Origin of the sequence: Synechocystis sp. FACHB-908 (assembly GCF_014698595.1) — a bacterium.
Taxonomy (GTDB): Bacteria; Cyanobacteriota; Cyanobacteriia; order Cyanobacteriales; family Microcystaceae; genus Synechocystis.
Window position 1 is genome coordinate 353749 of record NZ_JACJTH010000011.1, and the last position, 18080, is coordinate 371828.

The following is an 18080-nucleotide window of genomic DNA, read 5'->3' on the forward strand; positions in this document are numbered from 1 at the left end:
TGGACTATCGTCTCATATTCCTAGGGCTGTATTCCTTTGTCTTTGATGCAAAATCTCACCGCAACACTGCTTGTTTCCTGTCCTGACCAACCGGGCATTGTGGCCCAAATTGCCCAGTTTATTTATCAAAACCAGGGCAATATTATCCATGCCGACCAGCACACGGACTTCTCCAGTGGACTTTTTTTAAATCGGGTGGAGTGGCAGTTGGACAATTTTCGCCTATCCCGTCCGGAGTTGTTATCCGCTTGGTCCCAATTGGCTGAGCAACTCCAAGCTACTTGGCAAATTCATTTTTCTGACCAGTTGCCCCGGTTAGCCCTCTGGGTGTCCAAGCAAGACCATTGTCTGCTCGATATTCTCTGGCGTTGGCGATCGGGAGAGTTGCGTTGTGAAATTCCCCTCATTATTAGTAATCATCCTGACCTCAAATCCATTGCTGACCAATTTGGCATTGATTTCCATTGTTTACCCATTACGAAAGAGAATAAATTAGCTCAGGAAACGGCCGAATTGGCTTTGTTGAAACAGTACCAAATTGATCTAGTGGTGTTAGCAAAATATCTACAAATTTTAACCACGGATTTTGTGGTTCAATTTCCCAACATTATTAATATTCACCACTCTTTTTTACCGGCTTTTCCCGGCGCTAATCCCTACCATCGTGCCCATGAGCGGGGCGTAAAAATCATTGGAGCCACCGCCCACTATGCCACCGCCCAATTGGATGAGGGTCCAATTATCGAGCAGGATGTGGTCAGGGTTAGTCACCGGGATAATGTGGACGATTTAATTCGTAAGGGAAGAGATTTAGAAAGGGTGGTGCTGGCTAGGGCCGTGCGTTTACATTTGCAACATCGAATTCTTGTTTATGATAACCGCACTGTGGTGTTTGCTTAATTTTAGTGACATTCAGATCAAAAGCTAAGATTTATTTTAGTGTTTTAATATTTATTAACTTATTTTTATTCCGTATATTTAAATCAAACTTCAATGCGTAAACTTTACTTTTTATTACCGGGATTAGGGGGTAAATTCGTCTGTGGCGGCCTATGGGCAGAATTAAAAACCATCAAGCTGGTACAAGAAATTTGTCCTGCCACCATTGTTACCTATAAACAGCGGGAACCAAACACGCTTTTTTTAGATGATATTTTGTCTCAGGGAGATTTAGGTCAAGTAATTTTTGTGATTAGTTGGGGCTTTGATATTCCCAAATTAGCAAAAAAATTGCAGGGTTATCGGGTAATTTACCACGCCCACAGTACCGGCTACGGCTTTGATTTACCGACAGCTTTGCCCATCGTTTGCATTAGCCGCAACACCATGGGTTATTGGGGACAACGATCGCCCCATTCTTTACTGTATTATTTACCCAATCATATTTCCGAAGATTTCAGTGATTTAGGCCTAGTCCGGGACATTGATGTGTTGGTGCAAGCTCGTAAATCATCCCACTATTTATTAAAACAATTAATTCCGGCTTTACAGAGTCAATGTAACGTAAAAGTAATTGACAGTTACGTAGAAGATTTAACGGGAATATTTAACCGGGCTAAAGTTTATCTTTACGATTCAGCAGAATATTGGGCGCAACAGGGAGTAAGTGAAGGTTTTGGCCTGCAACCCATGGAAGCCATGGCCTGTGGCTGTCATGTTTTTTCTAGTGTCAATGGGGGGCTCTCCGATTATCTAGACCCTGGATTTAACTGCGAAAAAATTGCTGGTTACGCTCTGGACTACGACTGTCAAAGAATTCTAGGTGTGGTAAAAGGTTCTAGGCAATGGCGCAGGGTAGACCCCAATTTGTTGGCAGAGTATCGTCGGGAAAATATTTTAGAACGGTTAAGGGTGATTTTATTAGATATTAACGAATTTTTTGATTATCATCCCAGTTTTAGTCAAACCATTGAACCTTTAACCCAAAGAAGAATTGCTTGGCTAAAGTTTAAAAGTTTACTGACAAAAGTAAAAAATAAGTTTAAGTCAAGCTAAAACTTGATCGTAATCATTTTGTTAATTCCCTATGACTAATATTCCTTACCGAGAAAATTTACAACGACTTTGTGAGCAAGCTGGTTATGCTTCTCTGTCTAAACTATCAGAAACGGCAGACATTTCCACTTGGTATCTCTACCGTTTAGAGCGGGGTTTGATAGCACAAATTCCCCTGGGCGTTATGGTCAAATTGGCGATCGCCTTGGGTTTAACCCTAGAAGAGTTGTGGCAAGAATTGGGTGGAGGAAACGAATTAGGAAAAATAGAACAAGATCAAGCGGTGATCGAGGAAAACCAACAACTACAGCAGACCATTAAGGCATTGCAAGGGGAATATACCAGACTGCAACGGCAATTGACCTATCAATCCCAGCAATTGGAAAGTCAATGGCAACAAAAAGCTCTAGAAATTCTTGAGCCTTGGTTACTGCAATGGCCCACTGCCGCCGCCGCCGCCCAACAAAATCCCCAATGGCCAGCCCAAAAGCTTTTACCCCTCACTAAACCCATCGCGACCCTACTTCAACAATGGCAAGTGGAGGTGATCGCCACTGTGGGGGAAATGGTGCCCTACGATCCCCAATACCATGAATTTATCGGTCCAGGGCCACGGCCAGACGTTGGGACCATGGTGATGGTGCGTTACGTGGGTTACCGACGCAGCGAAGCTTTACTGTATCGGGCTAAGGTCGGCTATGCAGGGGATGCCTGAGGGGTTGACATTGCGATGGCAGGATCGGCTGTGCGGCGAGGAATTTCCACCGTTAAAAAATCCCTAGCCAAACGGGTATTGGGAAAAATAGCTTGGGCTTCCGCCAGTAGATTTTCCAGTTGCAGGGGATTGCCGGGGGCATAGCGGGGGCTGAAATGGGTCATGATTAACTGCTTGACATTGGCCAACAAAGCTACCTGGGCTGCCATGGTGGAAGTGGAATGGAGCCGGTCAAAGGCTAGCTGGGCATCCTGATGGGCAAAAGTGGCTTCATGTACCAGCAAATCTGCTTCCTGGGCCAAGGCGATCGCCTCTTCACAAAAGACCGTATCAGTACAGTAAACAAATTTCCGGCCCGGTTCCGGTGGTTCACAGAGGTCCTGACCTCGAATTCGGCGACCATCTTCCAGGGTGACGGTTTTTCCCTGTTTTAACTGGCCGTAAATAGGACCAAAGGGAATGCCCAAAGCTTCCGCTTGCTCCACATTGAAACGCCCTGGCCGTTGCTTTTCCTCCACTCGATACCCATAGGCCGGAATGCGATGTTTTAGTAAACCGCAGTGGACTTGAAAATCCTTATCTTCGTAAATTAGCCCATTTTCTCGGACAGTGTGAACTTTGAGGCGTTTGCCCAGGTGGGTACTAGAAAAACGGCAACAGGCTTCTAAATAATCCCCCAAGCCCTCTGGGCCATAAATTTCAATACCTTGACCGGAGCCAGCTAAACCGGAGCTAGCCAATAAACCCATCAGCCCAAAAATGTGGTCGCCGTGGAGATGGGTAATGAAAATGCGGGTCAATTGGGAAATTTTGACTTCACTGCGCAAAAACTGGTGTTGGGTGCCTTCTCCGCAATCAAATAACCACAATTCCGCCCTTTGGGGTAAACGGAGGGCAATGCTGGAAACATTGCGGTTACGGGTGGGAACGCCGGAGCTGGTACCAAGAAAAGTAATTTCCACAGAAAAAGTGCTTACAAAAAAAATTTGGGGCTAAGAACCATTCTAGGCGGTGCTATACCACTCCCCATTAAAAGCTAGCCGCCTCCCACAATGGTAACTACCTCCAGGCGATCGCCGTTTTGCAATTGGGTTTCCGGCCAAAATTGTCGATGGAGAATTTCACCGTTGTATTCCACCGCAATTAAGCGGAGGTTAAACCCTTGATTTTGCAAAAAATCCGGCAATGTAACTGGACTAGAAGCGATTTGGCGATCGCCGTTGACGAGGAGGGTAATGGGGTCAGAAGTCATTAAAAATTGAGTTAAAAACTAATCACTAATCGTCAAAAGGAAAAGGGCCGTTGACTACTTCGTGCCAGGGCAAACCCATTTCCCCCAATTTGGCGAGGAACGGATCGGGGTCCATTTCTTCCACATTGAATACCCCTGCTTGCTTCCATTTGCCCTGTACCATCATCAGTCCCCCCAACGCGGCGGGCACTCCGGTGGTGTAGGAAATGGCCTGGGAGCCTACTTCGGCAAAACAGACAGCATGGTCGCAGTTATTGTAGATGTAATAGGTTTTGGCTTGACCATCTTTAACGCCCTTGATGTAGCAACCAATGGAGGTTTGCCCCGAATAATTTTCCGCCAAGGAAGCGGGTTCCGGTAACACAGCCTTGAGAAATTGTAGGGGGACAATTTTTTGCCCCTGGTATTCCACTTCATCAATGCGGGTCATACCCACCGCCTCCAGCACCCGCAGATGGTTAATGTAAGCTTCCGAAAAGGTCATCCAAAAGCGGGCCCGTTTCAGGGTAGGAATATTTTTCACCAGGGATTCCAATTCCTCGTGGTAGAGCAAATAGGAAGGGCGATCGCCAATGTGGGGATAGTTAATATCCCGGTGAACGGAAAGGGGATCAATTTCCTGCCAAACCCCATCTTCGTGGTAACGGCCCTTTTGGGTAATTTCGCGAATATTAATCTCTGGGTTGAAATTGGTGGCAAAGGCCTGACCATGGTTCCCCGCATTACAATCCACAATGTCTAGGTAATGGATCTCATCAAAATGGTGCTTGAGGGCATAGGCAGTAAAAACTCCCGTTACCCCTGGGTCAAAGCCACAACCCAACAGAGCCATTAACCCGGCATCCTTAAACTTGTCTTGGTAAGCCCACTGCCAACTATATTCAAACTTGGCCACGTCGGGAGGCTCGTAATTAGCGGTGTCGAGGTAATCCACCCCCGCTTCTAAGCAAGCATCCATCAACACCAAGTCCTGGTAGGGCAAAGCCACGTTAATGAGCAAGTCGGCCCCAAAGTCCTGTAGGAGTTTGACCGTGTCACTAACCTGAAAAGCATCCAGGGCAGCAGTTTTAACCTTGGGGGAACCAATGTGAGCCGCAATTTGATCACATTTGGCCACCGTGCGACTAGCCAGAAGAATGTCTGTAAAGTCCTCTAAAGCCGCGCATTTGTGGGCCACCACACTGCCCACGCCCCCAGCTCCCACAATCATTACTTTAGCCATTGTTAAACCCTCCAGTGCCCCAAAAGCTGTCCCCCAAATATTAGCTTAAAACGCGAGAAGCCCCGCGCCATAAACCTGTCTTAGGGTCACCAGTTAAACGAATTCATTTTCCTGTAAATAATCGGCGATCGCCTTGGTGATTTCCGTTGGGTTAGCCAGATGGGGAAAATGCCCCGGAGTATCAATCCAATAAAGTTCACTATTTTTCATAATCCTGTAAAGATAAGCCCCCACTGTGGGCGGCACAAAAATGTCCTCCTGGGGTTGCACGATTAAGGTCGGGATCTCCACCTGGGCCACCTCCCGACGGTAATCGGACATGATGATGAGACTAAATACCACCAAGCCAATGTCAGGACGCAGTTGCAAAAGACAATGGGAAAATTCTTCCACCAATTCTGGCTTGTTGGGATCATTAACCGCCGCCGGGGCATAGGTGCGAATCCACTCGGCATAGTTATGGCTCATTTCATTGAGAATTGTGGCGATTTTTTCTTGGCTAAAACCGCCTTTATAATCCCCATCATCCCGATAGCGGGGGGAACCACAAATGAAAACCATGCCCTTAAACAAATTCGGATCCCGCAAACTGGCTAGCACCCCAATCATGCAACTAGCAGAGTGGGCAATTAGAATTCCCTGACGCACCCCTGCCAAATGGGCGATCTCCATCAAATCATCGGCATAATCCTTGAGGGAATTGTAATTTTGAATATCAAAATCTTTGCTATTAGCGGGTTTACTGCCAGGAAAGTCAAATAAAACAATGCGATAATTTTCTTCAAAGGCCGGATAGATAGAGCGCCAAGCGTTTTGTTCACTCCCAAACCCATGGGCAAAAACTAAGGTTTCTTGGGAATTAACATTACCTAAAACTTGGATGTTGTATTTTTCCATGGCTTTCTGCTTGAGTTTGCCGGCCCATCGCCTCTAACTTCCCTATTTTATCGGTCATTTCTATGGAACTTTACCTTATTCGTCACGGCATTGCCCAGGAACAGTCCCCGGATATCCCCGACGGCGATCGCCAGTTGACTAAAAAAGGTAAGGACAAAACCCAGCGAGTGGCCCAACGCCTCCAGGCGATCGGAGTGGAATTTGACCTCATTCTCACTAGTCCTTTAGTACGAGCTCAACAAACAGCACAGATTCTCATGGACCAGGGGCTTGCACCCCAATTGGAAACCTTTTCCTCCCTCGCCCCCGGGGAAGACATTCCCCAAGGCATCAATGATTTAAAAGAAGAATATCGCCACCGCAGTCACCGTTGCCTTGCCCTAGTGGGTCATCAGCCGGATTTGGCCAACTGGGCTGAATATCTCACTTTTGGTAGCCCCCAAGGCAAATTAATTGTTAAGAAAGCTGGCATTATTGGTTTAACGTTGCCTTCCTGGGACTGTCCACCGGGTGAAGGGCAACTGTTTTTGCTCACTCCCCCCCGTTGGCTGGTCTAGATCTAGCCCACAATTGATCGAATGATCGAAGCTCGTCGGACCAGTACTGGGCTCAATCCAGGGGTGAAGGTAAATTTCCAGAATTCCTTCAGATTCCCTAATATGGATATGGGGACAGGCTGGCCCGGGCCGGCGCAATTTTTTGTTAATCCAAATCTCTAAGCAACAACAGTAGTGGCATTGTCCGTTATAGGTGAATTATATGATGACTGATAACGAAGTGTTTAAAGAAGGCCTAGCCGGAGTCCCCGCCGCTAAATCGAGGGTGAGCCATGTGGATGGCACCGACGGTATTTTGGAGTACCGGGGCATTCGCATCGAAGAATTAGCCAAATCCAGTAGTTTTATCGAAGTAGCCTATCTGCTCATCTGGGGTAAATTGCCCACCCAGGCAGAGATCGAAGAGTTTGAGTACGAAATTCGCACCCATCGACGCATTAAGTACCACATCCGGGACATGATGAAATGTTTTCCCGAAACAGGGCACCCCATGGATGCCTTGCAAACTTCAGCGGCGGCCTTGGGATTGTTCTATGCTCGACGGGCCTTGGATGACCCCAAATATATCCGGGCGGCGGTGGTGCGTCTGTTAGCCAAAATCCCCACCATGGTGGCAGCTTTCCACATGATCCGGGAGGGTAACGATCCCATTCAGCCCAATGATAAATTGGATTACGCTTCCAACTTCCTTTACATGCTGACGGAGAAGGAGCCAGACCCCTTTGCCGCCAAAGTGTTTGATGTGTGTTTGACCCTCCATGCTGAGCACACCATGAATGCGTCCACCTTTTCGGCCCGGGTAACGGCTTCTACTCTCACGGATCCCTATGCAGTGGTTGCCTCGGCGGTGGGGACTTTGGCGGGGCCGCTCCACGGGGGAGCCAACGAAGAAGTGCTAAATATGCTTGAAGAAATTGGCTCAGTGGAAAATGTCCGCCCCTACGTGGAAAAATGCCTGGCCAACAAACAGCGCATCATGGGCTTTGGCCACCGAGTTTATAAAGTCAAAGACCCCCGGGCAATTATTTTGCAGGATTTGGCTGAACAGTTATTTGCCAAAATGGGCCACGACGAATATTACGAAATCGCAGTGGAGTTGGAAAAAGTAGTGGAAGAATACGTGGGTCAAAAGGGCATTTACCCCAATGTGGACTTCTATTCCGGTTTGGTTTACCGCAAGCTAGACATCCCCGCCGATCTGTTTACGCCCCTATTTGCGATCGCCAGGGTGGCGGGTTGGTTGGCCCACTGGAAGGAACAATTATCAGTCAATAAAATTTACCGTCCTACCCAAATTTACATCGGTGACCATAATTTATCTTATGTTCCCATGACAGAACGGGTAGTTTCCGTGGCCCGCAATGAAGACCCCAATGCGATTATTTAAACTGAGCTTAATCGTGTTGATCTAAATCGGCTCAATTCCAGCTCCCTTGCTGGGGTTGGCATGCTCTGTCTGACTAGCCTTAGCCATTTTTTGCTGTTGTTTACCCCAGGGATGTTTTGATTATGCGACTAACCCAGCGAGTTAGCCAAGTTGTGCCTTCCATCACCCTTGAAATTACGGCAAAGGCCAAGGCAATGCGGACTGAGGGCATTGATGTGCTTAGCTTTACCGCTGGGGAACCGGATTTTACCACTCCCCCCCACATTGTGGAGGCGGCCAAATTAGCCTTGGATGAAGGGAAGACCCGCTATGGCCCCGCCGCCGGAGAACCGGCCCTCCGTCAGGCGATCGCCAAAAAGTTACGGGAAAAGAATAATTTGCCCTACGAGGCGGCCAATATTTTGGTGACCAATGGGGGTAAACATTCCCTGTTTAACCTAATGCTAGCCATGATTGAGCAGGGGGATGAGGTAATTATTCCCGCCCCCTATTGGCTCAGTTATCCAGAAATGGTGCGTTTAGCCGAAGGAACCCCAGTTATTGTCAACACCACAGCGGCCACGGATTACAAAATCACCCCAGAGCAACTACGGCAGGCCATTACCTCCAAAAGTAAGCTGTTTGTGCTGAATTCTCCTTCCAATCCCACCGGGGCAGTTTACACTCCTGCCGAAATTAGGGCTTTGGCGGCGGTGATTTTGGAATATGAGGATTTATACGTAGTTTCCGATGAGATTTATGAGCGCATTCTCTACGATGGCACAGAGCACCTCAGCATTGGTGCGGTGAACGACGAGATTTTCCAACGCACCATCATTAGTAACGGTTTTGCCAAAAGTTATTCCATGACCGGTTGGCGGGTGGGTTACCTGGCGGGGGAATTACCCTTAATCCAAGCCTGTAGCACCATCCAGGGCCATAGCACCTCCAACGTTTGTACCTTTGCCCAGTACGGGGCGATCGCCGCTCTGGAAAATCCCCAAACCTGTGTGGAGACCATGGTCAAAGCCTTCACAGAAAGACGACAGGTGATAGTGGAAGGCATCAATCAAATTGCAGGGCTGAGTTGTCCTAATCCGAAAGGAGCATTTTATGTTTTTGTGGACATTGCTAAAACGGGGCTTAATTCCCTGGAGTTCAGTGCCCGATTATTAGAATCCCACCAGGTGGCGGTGATTCCTGGAGCGGCGTTTGGAGCCGATGACTGTGTGCGTTTTTCCTACGCTACCGATATGGACACCATTAAACAGGGTTTGGCCGAGTTAGAGCGGTTTGTCAGCACTTTGGCTTGAGCAACCGTCCAACCCGTTGAGAGGAGTCAGTTTTACTCCCTGTAGGTAACGTTTAATTCGGTCATGGCTCACGCCATCGAGATGCTTGGCAAGGTTTGTTAGGGTGTAGTTAGTTGGACTGCTCAGTAAATACTGACAGTAATCTAAACGAGTGAAAAAAGTCATCCTACCACCTTAACCTCATCTATCTTGCGTAAGTCCTGTGGGGGTTTTAATCGGGATTATGCGTGATATAGCAAAAGCTGGGGGTGAGGTTATATTTTTACCGTCATATTCACCGGACTTGAACAAAATTGAGAAGTTCTGGGCGAAACTAAAACGTTATGTTTCCCAACTTGTTAGTAATGGAGAATCGCTGATTTCTGGATTTGATGTAGCGTTGAGAAAATTGTCCTAACTATCTCGCTCTTTGCTGTACTGCTTGCAAGGCCAAAGTGGCATTGAATTCGGCGCTATACTGTCTTTTCTTTTGGCTCATAAACTTTCCTCGGTTGCGGTTTTTAGTTTAGAGCTTTCTCCCCTGTCCGCTTTTTTGGGGCCACCTCAACCCGCCAGACCCGGATACCTTGTTGAGGAATATAAACCGCCAGAGTTGTACGGTCAGCGCTCAGAGCCGAGGGGCCAAGGGGAAATCGGAGATCACTCTTTGCCCTTTCCTCTGTTGGTTGTAAATCCAGCTTTTGCCGAGCCTCTCCCGTTTGTGGATCCCACACCTGGAAAGCACCATCGCTACCCACAAAAATTCCCTGTTCCGTCCAATACAAAACTTCAGCCCGGTCAGCCTTGGCAATGGTCTTGACTTGCTTTGGCGATCGCCAATCCCAAACGGAAAGGGGGGCACCTTGACCCAGAGCAACGGCCAATTGTTCTCCATCCGGGGAAAATGCCAGGGACAAAACCCCCGCTGGCTGGTTACTGGTTAGGGCTGTAACTTGTTTCTGGTTGCCTATATCCCAAATTTCAATGCGATCGCTATAAAGTCCGGGGGGAAAAGCCACTAAACGACCATCAGGACTAATTGCAATGGGCACACTGAATCGTTCCGTGGGGGCCAGATCGGCATTAATGGTTTGCAATAATTTCCCGGTGTCTAAGTCCCAAACCTTGATGTTATGGGGTTCTGGCTCATTTGCCCAGGCATCCACCGACGCCAACGTTACCAGCTTATTATCGGCGATCGGATAGGCTAATTCTCCTCCTTCTAAGCGCATTTGCACTGCACCGTTGGTTAAATCCCGCACCTGCACTTGCTGAACAGCCGCAGTGATTAACTGTTGGCCATCCTTGCTAAATTCTAGAGATGAAAGAATATCTTTTAGGGTTACTGAGCTATTGGGCTTGGTCTTAAAGGAATATAAAACCTTTTTGCGGGGCAAATCCCAAATTTCAACCTTGTCTTCCCCATATCGCACCGTTACCACCGCCAGTTGTTGACCGTTATCACTGAGGGCAAGGTCTTTAGGCCCACTTTCATAACCCTTCAGTTCACCTACCACCGGAAAAGGATCATTTCCGGTCGGTTTTTCCATGACCAATGCCGGGGGAGCCAGGCCAACATAAAGGACAACAGTGGCAAAAAAGTAGGTTAACAGTAAAACAATGCCAATTAACTTTTCCCGCTTAATTTGAGAAAACTGCTTAGTTCCCAGGGTTGCACCGATAACGGCCCCAGCAATGGAACCGAGGGGAGCTAAAAACACAAACATCATCAAAAACCACAGCCCCGAATAGGGGCCACCAACAAGGGAAGCTGGATTCGCTTCGATGGGTAATAGGCCGATGAGTACCATACCAATGAAGGAGCCAAATATGGCCGGTTTGATTAACCATCCCCTGGGGTTGGGAGAATCTGATAAATCCGATAAATTTTTTCCCCGCCAAATTAGAGTAGCGATCCAGCCCACCACTGACCCCACAACACTGGCAATTACAAAACTAACCAGGGTCATGCGTAAGAGTTTAGGTAAAACCAATGTCATGAATGTGTCTAGGTTCAGATAACTCATCGCTTTTATCCCAATAAGAAATGGCCGTGGCAAAAGACTAGGCTAACTTTGTCCATATCCTGACAAACTCAGCCATAAAAACAGATACAGTTCTCTGAGCTTGTCTAGTTTTTCAACAATATGGTAGTGCCATTTATACACTCCCGTGCCGACCAATGGCAATGGTAAAATAGTGAATTTAAATTAAGAAAATGATGATTTCTTTAGTTTCTGTTCAAATTACATTAGCAACCCAATGTTTGTTATTAAGATATACACTTAACTCAGAATAATCATCTGCTTACAATCACTCATTGGAGGTCGGAATTAAATGTCATCTTTTAATCAGATAACTACCATTTTCAGTCGAAAAGTTCAGATTGGACAACTTACGGTGCCAGTGGCAATAGCTTTTTATCTTTTAGTCTTTTCTGCTACTGTCTGCATTTTAAATTACAAATATTTGCAAGAATATAATCAATTGATGGAATATATTAAAAAATATTACCCGGACATTTATGAGGAAATACGTCAGAAACCAGACGTTGGCAATATGGCCTATTCAAAGGGATATAAACGCCTAAAACCATTGATTAAACTTTCCAACAGTATGGATTCATTCGATGATCCAAAATTAAACAAACTCGTATCTCAGTTTATCAAGTTCGACAGAAATTTTATGATTTTTAGTTCAGTTTTAATAGCTATTACTATGATTATTGGCTTAGCCGTGGGCATCCTTTATTTAAATTAGGCCATCAATTGTTTAAAATGGAAGAGATAACGAGGGAAATTAGCTCCACAACTTTACAAATTGCATGGTTTACATGCTCCCCATGGCTAGAGCTGGGGGCTTTTCAAGCACGCTCTTACGGTGATTTTTCGTTAAAGTTGATTGGAAAAACTAAACTCCCCCAGCTAACTTTCCCCATTATTACGGTCGGGTTGTTTTTGCAGAATTAACTGAACCATCAACAAAATTAAGCCGATCGCCACAAAGGCAAAAATAAAGGTGCCCATGGAAGCTAATCCCAGCACCAAAGTTCTCACCGCCGAAGCAATGCGCTGGACAATGGGCTTATCAGACAACACCGGCTTACTGGCAAAACTAACGGCGATCGCCGAAGTCAAAAGATATAAACCCCAAGCTAAGGTCGCGGAAATGCCGGAACCGACCAAACATCGTAGGGGCGTAGGAGGAACAGGTTCTTTTTTTTCTGGTTTGGGGGAATCTTCGCTCATATTTGGGAAAATTTGACGAGGGTTTGGGCCGAACAAATGGATAGCTGAAAATAATCGTAATTTCGCTAGCTAGTTTCCCTATTGTACTACTGACGCTGCTGTCCACCGCAAAATCCACTAGAATTTGGCATAGGTACTTTTCCCTTCCCCACCATGGCCATTTTCTCCCCCGTCAACGCCGTTACCGATATTATTCCCCAGCTCGAAAAAATTGTTGGCCAGGATGGAGTAATTAAACGCAAAGACGAGCTATTCACCTACGAATGCGACGGTTTAACGGGTTATCGACAACGGCCGGCCCTGGTGGTTTTGCCCCGCACAACGGAACAGGTAGCCACAATAGTGAAACTTTGTCACGATCGCCAAATTCCTTGGATTGCCAGGGGGGCTGGCACAGGGTTATCGGGGGGAGCCTTGCCGGGGGCCGATAGCCTATTGATTGTCACCACTCGCATGCGGCAAATTTTGGCAGTAGATTACGACAACCAGACCATTGTTGTCCAGCCGGGGGTGGTGAATAACTGGGTTACCCAAACCGTTAGTGGGGCTGGCTTTTACTATGCCCCTGATCCTTCCAGTCAGATTGTCTGCTCCATTGGCGGTAATATTGCGGAAAATTCCGGTGGAGTTCATTGTTTGAAATATGGCACCACCACCAACCATGTGCTGGGCTTGAAACTGGTTATTCCCGATGGCTCCATTGTGGAAGTAGGGGGGCAAGTCCCCGAAACGCCGGGCTACGATTTAACCGGTTTATTTGTTGGTTCCGAAGGAACCCTAGGCATCGCCACAGAAATCACCCTAAAAATTCTCAAAACCCCAGAATCTATCTGTGTCGTATTGGCGGATTTTCTTTCTCTCGAAGCCACCGCCCAATCCGTGGCCGATATCATTGCGGCGGGCATCGTCCCAGCGGGCATGGAAATTATGGACAATTTCAGCATCAATGCGGTGGAAGACGTGGTGGCCACCAATTGTTACCCCAGGGATGCGGCGGCCATTTTGTTAGTGGAACTGGACGGTCTGCCCATCGAAGTGGAATTAAACCAAGCCAAAGTAGAAGAAATTTGCCGCAACAATGGAGCCCGCAACACGGCGATCGCCTACGACCAAGAAACCCGCCTAAAAATGTGGAAAGGAAGAAAAGCGGCCTTTGCGGCGGCGGGTAAACTAAGCCCCAGTTACTTTGTCCAAGATGGTGTGGTACCCCGGACTCAATTGGTACAGATTTTAAGCGACATTAATGATTTAAGTAAGAAATATGGCTTTGCCATTGCCAATGTTTTCCATGCCGGAGACGGTAATTTACATCCCCTAATTTTGTATGATCAAAAAGTACCAGGAGCCTGGGAAAAAGTGGAAGAATTGGGGGGAGAAATCCTTAAACGCTGTGTGGAATTGGGGGGAAGTTTATCCGGAGAACACGGCATTGGCATTGATAAAAATTGCTTTATGCCCAATATGTTCAACGAAGTAGATTTAGAAACAATGCAATGGGTCAGACAATGTTTTAATCCTGATAACTTAGCTAATCCTGGTAAGCTTTTTCCTACCCCCCGCAGTTGTGGAGAAGTGGCCAATGCCCAACGGCTTAACCTAGGCCAGGACAAGAAAATGGAGGAAATTTATTGACCCTAAAACAAAAAACTGACAATAATCTCCCATGGCTCCAAAAAGTCTGAGAAAGTCAACAAATGGTTAAAAATGGCTAAATGGGAAGGTTAATTAACTTTTAGAGCAAATAGGATTTGGATAAATTCAGATAATCGTTCCACATTGTTAAACCAGCGTTAAAAAAGCATCGATGCAACAAGAACCAGCAAATCAAAATCTCAGGGCCATAGGATGGATCGGCGCTTTCATGTTGGCAGTTTGTGGCATCCCCCAGGCCTACGAATGTTGGCTGAATGGCAATGCTAACGGTTTGTCTCCCTTGTTTTTAGGATCGTGGTTTATCGGGGAAGTCCTTACGCTGGTGTTTGTTCTTTATGAGCAGGCAAGAACTGATGCTAATATGTGGCCCCTTTTATTTAACTACGCCATTAATATCTTGACTATTTTTGTGATGATTTATTACAAAGTATTTCCTGTTATTTAAAACCAGAAAGTTTTTGTTAACCAATTAACCTGTACCTTTGGCGATCGCCTACGATCAAAAAACTGCAGTTGTAGAGATGTTACCAATGCCTAGCGAAATGATTTGCTCAATAAGCAAACAATCATTCAGGAAAAACTCACTAGCAAGGTTAAATAATTACAGCAAATTTTGTGGGTAAAATAAAAACAGTTGACATTCCTCAATTGTTAACTCATATCTAGAACGCTTGCGAAAATTTTCCTGCAAATAACCTCTCCCCCGTTCTTCAGTCCATCCCAAGCGCCTCATTTCCTTTAATATTAATTCCAATTCTGGACATAACTCAATCACACCGGCAATTAATCGGTAGCACTGGCGACTACCACCAAGAAAAAGCCCCGTCAACTCCGGAGTAAGAAAGGGAAGACAGAATGATCCCATAGCGCAGTGTCAAAAAAAGCAAATAAGCTGACCCTCTCCCATCTATCCACAGAGTCGATTACTTGTTATTCTCACTGTAGAGGCCACGCAATCAACTCCGTGCCAACCTACAATGACCCAAAGCTATGGAGATACCACGATTGAAACAAGCTTGACTGGAGCAGGGATATCCCCCGGCAAAGTCAGGTCGAAGGATATTGGCGAATTAATTGCAGCGACAGAAGAAATAATCAGCACTTACGTTCATGATAAGCATTCCGAGATCCGTACCAATGACATCATAGTCGGTCTGAAAAACGTTAAAGGTGATGGCTATATCCTGGAGTATGAGCCTAGTCTACCCGAAATCACGGTTCCTGCCTTTGAAGCCGTTTCCCATTGCATAGAGACCCGCAAGCTCGAAATTCTTCCCTCAAAAACCGTTGAAAGCATTGCCAAGATTCGTCAACTCTCTAAGAAAGGAGGATTTAATACGGAATTTTATGCCGTCAATGGGAGTCGTAAATATCTAACCTCAATCAATCAAACATTAGAAATTCCTGCATCTATTACAATGCAAGGGGAAACCACACTCTACGGAGAAATCATTCGAGTCGGCGGCAGTGAACCCAAAGTTGCGATCAAAATGATGTCCGGTAAAATACTCTACTGTGATGCTAAAAAGGCGATCGTTCGTCAAGCTGGGCAAAGATTGTATGAGATTGTTGGCATCAGGGGGAACGCCGAATGGAGAATGAATGACATGGAAATCCAGTCTTTTCAAATCATCGAGTTCACGGACTACCAAGACTCCCCAATAACAGAGACCTTTAATCATCTTAAACAGAGTATCAGCGATGCTTTCTCCCACATCGATGACCCAGTCTCCTACTTTGCCGAAAGCCAAAATGGAGATTAATGCACTGAAATGAGTATTATTTGTCTTGATACAAATATTGTCGTGTGGGGCATTCAAAGGCAATCATCCTCCGACCGTCAAGAAAACATCCCAAAGGCAGAAGCTCTAATGAATCAGCTGGAAGCCAACCGCAACCATATCATTATACCGGCTCCCGTTTTTGCCGAGTTACTGATGGGATGCAATCCTCAAGACAACCCAAGAGTCATGGAAGAGATTTCTCGAAGGACCAAAATAGTACCATTTGACGTTCCAGCGAGTATTGAATACGGCAAAATCCATATCAATAAGTGGGGGCTGAGGGAAGAATTAGGCATCCAGCGGGAAAAGATGAAAATTGACATGATGGTCTTAGCTGTTGCCCTAGCCCAGAAAGCATCATGCATCTACTCGGAAGACGATGACATACACAAGTTGGGCAAGGAAATCATCGAGGTCCGCAGAATGCCCAGCATAGCCCTTCAGGGAAATCTCCTTGATGCCCAAAATACCTAAGCCGGCTTCCAATAGCCCTCTAACGCCCCGTTTAGCTAATCAATTTCTGGACCTAGCACTTCCACTATGGGCTTTTCCGCCTCTTTTTCTAGAACTAAGGGAGCTTCTGTTTTCTCTTGCAAAGGCAACGGTTTTGCCTGACGTTGGGGTACTACAGCCTTTTCTAATTCCGGTAAGGCCACCAATTGCCGTTGTTTTTCCCGGACTTGATTGGGCAGTAACATCGGTAGAGGTTCATTTTCGTCCAACCAATAGGTGGCTACTGGCAGGGTATGTTCCAAATCCTCTAACAATCGGGGAATGATCATTACTGCGTGGAGTTCCCCAATGCGTTCTGCTTCCTGCATCCCCACCTCGATCGCCATGGCCACATTGGCCACCGTTCCCCGGACAATGGCGGTGCAAAGGCCATCTCCAATAATTTCGTAGGAAGCTAGCTGCACATCGGCGGATTTGAGCATGGCATCGGCGGCCCCCACCATAGCCGGAAAACCTCTGGTTTCCAATAGGCCAATGGATCGATTGCTCAAACGACTGTAACCCCGTTGCTGTTGAGCAAGTTCTACCAGATGACTACCGATGGGGAATACCGCCTGGAGGTTGGGCATGGGCCGGGGAATAACCAATTTCGACACTAACTGGCCAAACTGTTCTGCTGTTCTGGCCCCCTCTTCCACTGCTAGGCGCACATCGGCCACCTTGCCCCGTACCACTGCGGTACAGTAGCCACTGCCAATTTTTTCGTAGCCCACCAGGGTCACTTGGGAAGATTTCAGCATCATGTCTGCTGTCCCCACGATCGCCGGAAAGCTTCTGGTGGAGACTAACCCCAGGGCACTATCACTGGGTTGATGTTGATTTATTTGCTGATAACTGGGGCGCGGGGAACGGGCAATGGGGACGCTAGTCATTGTTGGGGAAGTCGGCACAACTGGAAAAGATCAGGGCCGCTGTGGCGATCGCCTTCTATGATAACCCACCGAGTTGGAAGCACCCAAACGGTATCTCGAACCAGGGTCAAGCAGAATGGAGTTTAGATCCTGTGCCGCGAAATTTGGGTTTCTATTCTAAATGGCTCCACTAAAACTCAAATGATAGGGGGGGGGTTTACCGAAGTTCCTTGCAAACTTCGGGGCAAAGGACATTTTAAAGGGACCTCTAGGGTTTAATCCACATTAGGGTTTGACCGTATTCCACCGGCTCCCCATTTTCCACCACAATCTCCATCACTTGCCCCGCCACTTCCGCTTCAATTTCATTCATTAACTTCATTGCTTCAATGATGCACACTCCCTGGCCTTTGCTGACTGCATCTCCCACTTCCACAAAGGGAGGCTCATCCGGGGCTGGGGCTCGGTAAAAAGTACCCACCATGGGGGAAACGATCGCCGTCCACTTTTGATCCGCTGGGGATGGGGCCGCAACTTCGGGGGAGGGAACTGAGGCAGAAACCACCGGGGCAGGCTGGGGGGCGATCGCCTGAGGGACAACGGAGATGCCGCCGGCCATACCATCCTTACGGACTGACACCTCAAAATCGCCGCTTTTTAGACTGAACTCCGTGATATTACTTTGGGAAATTACCCCCAACAATTCCCGCAGTTCCGTAAAGTTAATAGCCACGA

Annotated in this window: 20 protein-coding genes and 1 pseudogene; 11 read left to right on the top strand and 10 right to left on the bottom strand. The window is 46.9% G+C overall.

Going from position 1 to position 18080, the window contains the following annotated elements; translation table 11 throughout:
- Positions 1-45: 45 nt before the first annotated feature.
- The 3 genes from purU (at position 46) to H6G46_RS04770 (ending at position 2710) form a co-directional block, all read left to right on the top strand.
- The gene (gene purU, locus H6G46_RS04760) at positions 46-900 is read left to right on the top strand and encodes a formyltetrahydrofolate deformylase (protein WP_010873496.1); all 855 of its coding nucleotides are present in this window, start codon (positions 46-48) and stop codon (positions 898-900) included.
- Positions 901-993: 93 nt separating this feature from the next.
- Positions 994-1995, top strand: a complete 1002-nt coding sequence (locus H6G46_RS04765; RefSeq protein ID WP_010873495.1) for a glycosyltransferase — start codon at positions 994-996, stop codon at positions 1993-1995.
- 31 nt (positions 1996-2026) lie between these two features.
- Positions 2027-2710: a helix-turn-helix domain-containing protein gene (locus tag H6G46_RS04770; RefSeq protein WP_010873494.1), complete on the top strand. Its 684-nt coding sequence runs from the start codon at positions 2027-2029 to the stop codon at positions 2708-2710.
- On the opposite strand, the gene H6G46_RS04775 is transcribed toward H6G46_RS04770, so the two are convergent.
- From H6G46_RS04775 to H6G46_RS04790, 4 genes are all read right to left on the bottom strand, one after another.
- Positions 2692-3672, bottom strand: a complete 981-nt coding sequence (locus H6G46_RS04775) for a ribonuclease Z (RefSeq protein WP_010873493.1) — start codon at positions 3670-3672, stop codon at positions 2692-2694. The two genes, H6G46_RS04770 and H6G46_RS04775, sit on opposite strands and share 19 nt — an antisense overlap.
- Positions 3673-3746: 74 nt before the next feature.
- Positions 3747-3962 carry a sulfur carrier protein ThiS gene (thiS, locus tag H6G46_RS04780; protein WP_010873492.1) on the bottom strand — a complete coding sequence of 72 codons (216 nt, stop codon included), beginning with the start codon at positions 3960-3962 and terminating at the stop codon, positions 3747-3749.
- 25 nt (positions 3963-3987) lie between these two features.
- A complete protein-coding gene (locus H6G46_RS04785) occupies positions 3988-5184 on the bottom strand; it encodes a saccharopine dehydrogenase family protein (RefSeq protein ID WP_010873491.1) in 1197 nt (398 codons plus the stop codon).
- A gap of 93 nt (positions 5185-5277) precedes the next feature.
- A complete protein-coding gene (locus H6G46_RS04790; RefSeq protein ID WP_010873490.1) occupies positions 5278-6081 on the bottom strand; it encodes an alpha/beta hydrolase in 804 nt (267 codons plus the stop codon).
- A 62-nt stretch (positions 6082-6143) separates the two neighbouring features.
- On the opposite strand from H6G46_RS04790, the gene sixA reads away from it, so the two are divergent.
- The 3 genes from sixA to H6G46_RS04805 all read left to right on the top strand — a co-directional run bounded on the left by sixA (position 6144) and on the right by H6G46_RS04805 (position 9317).
- Positions 6144-6638 carry a phosphohistidine phosphatase SixA gene (gene sixA, locus H6G46_RS04795; RefSeq protein ID WP_010873489.1) on the top strand — a complete coding sequence of 165 codons (495 nt, stop codon included), beginning with the start codon at positions 6144-6146 and terminating at the stop codon, positions 6636-6638.
- A gap of 193 nt (positions 6639-6831) precedes the next feature.
- On the top strand, positions 6832-8025 hold the full coding sequence (locus H6G46_RS04800; protein ID WP_010873488.1) for a citrate synthase: 1194 nt from the start codon (positions 6832-6834) through the stop codon (positions 8023-8025).
- A 122-nt stretch (positions 8026-8147) separates the two neighbouring features.
- On the top strand, positions 8148-9317 hold the full coding sequence (locus H6G46_RS04805; protein WP_010873487.1) for a pyridoxal phosphate-dependent aminotransferase: 1170 nt from the start codon (positions 8148-8150) through the stop codon (positions 9315-9317).
- Positions 9318-9362: 45 nt separating this feature from the next.
- Here H6G46_RS04805 and H6G46_RS04810 read toward each other — a convergent pair.
- Together H6G46_RS04810 and H6G46_RS04820 are read right to left on the bottom strand one after the other, a co-directional pair.
- Positions 9363-9482, bottom strand: a pseudogene (locus tag H6G46_RS04810) (transposase); the annotation flags it as partial.
- Between the two features lie 335 nt (positions 9483-9817).
- Positions 9818-11296: a WD40 repeat domain-containing protein gene (locus tag H6G46_RS04820; RefSeq protein WP_231848036.1), complete on the bottom strand. Its 1479-nt coding sequence runs from the start codon at positions 11294-11296 to the stop codon at positions 9818-9820.
- A gap of 337 nt (positions 11297-11633) precedes the next feature.
- Here H6G46_RS04820 and H6G46_RS04825 point away from each other — a divergent pair, with 337 nt between their 5' ends.
- Positions 11634-12056 carry a hypothetical protein gene (locus tag H6G46_RS04825; RefSeq protein ID WP_010873484.1) on the top strand — a complete coding sequence of 141 codons (423 nt, stop codon included), beginning with the start codon at positions 11634-11636 and terminating at the stop codon, positions 12054-12056.
- A 164-nt stretch (positions 12057-12220) separates the two neighbouring features.
- On the opposite strand, the gene H6G46_RS04830 is transcribed toward H6G46_RS04825, so the two are convergent.
- Entirely contained in the window at positions 12221-12544 is a 324-nt protein-coding gene (locus H6G46_RS04830) for a DUF3082 domain-containing protein (RefSeq protein ID WP_010873483.1), read from the bottom strand.
- A gap of 153 nt (positions 12545-12697) precedes the next feature.
- On the opposite strand from H6G46_RS04830, the gene glcD reads away from it, so the two are divergent.
- Together glcD and H6G46_RS04840 are read left to right on the top strand one after the other, a co-directional pair.
- Positions 12698-14176 carry a glycolate oxidase subunit GlcD gene (gene glcD / locus H6G46_RS04835; RefSeq protein WP_010873482.1) on the top strand — a complete coding sequence of 493 codons (1479 nt, stop codon included), beginning with the start codon at positions 12698-12700 and terminating at the stop codon, positions 14174-14176.
- Between the two features lie 172 nt (positions 14177-14348).
- Entirely contained in the window at positions 14349-14642 is a 294-nt protein-coding gene (locus H6G46_RS04840; protein WP_041425837.1) for a PQ-loop repeat-containing protein, read from the top strand.
- Positions 14643-14798: 156 nt separating this feature from the next.
- Here H6G46_RS04840 and H6G46_RS04845 read toward each other — a convergent pair whose 3' ends face one another.
- On the bottom strand, positions 14799-15062 hold the full coding sequence (locus tag H6G46_RS04845) for a hypothetical protein (RefSeq protein ID WP_041425836.1): 264 nt from the start codon (positions 15060-15062) through the stop codon (positions 14799-14801).
- Positions 15063-15174: 112 nt separating this feature from the next.
- Here H6G46_RS04845 and H6G46_RS04850 point away from each other — a divergent pair, with 112 nt between their 5' ends.
- Together H6G46_RS04850 and H6G46_RS04855 are read left to right on the top strand one after the other, a co-directional pair.
- The gene (locus H6G46_RS04850; protein ID WP_010873481.1) at positions 15175-15960 is read left to right on the top strand and encodes a hypothetical protein; all 786 of its coding nucleotides are present in this window, start codon (positions 15175-15177) and stop codon (positions 15958-15960) included.
- A gap of 9 nt (positions 15961-15969) precedes the next feature.
- Complete coding sequence (locus tag H6G46_RS04855) at positions 15970-16455, top strand: PIN domain-containing protein (protein ID WP_010873480.1); 486 nt, start codon at positions 15970-15972, stop codon at positions 16453-16455.
- A 35-nt stretch (positions 16456-16490) separates the two neighbouring features.
- On the opposite strand, the gene H6G46_RS04860 is transcribed toward H6G46_RS04855, so the two are convergent.
- Both H6G46_RS04860 and accB read right to left on the bottom strand, forming a co-directional pair.
- Positions 16491-17384 (bottom strand): carbon dioxide-concentrating mechanism protein, encoded by an 894-nt coding sequence (locus H6G46_RS04860; RefSeq protein ID WP_010873479.1) that lies wholly within the window; start codon positions 17382-17384, stop codon positions 16491-16493.
- Positions 17385-17613: 229 nt separating this feature from the next.
- The gene (gene accB / locus H6G46_RS04865; protein WP_010873478.1) at positions 17614-18078 is read right to left on the bottom strand and encodes an acetyl-CoA carboxylase biotin carboxyl carrier protein; all 465 of its coding nucleotides are present in this window, start codon (positions 18076-18078) and stop codon (positions 17614-17616) included.
- Positions 18079-18080: the final 2 nt, after the last annotated feature.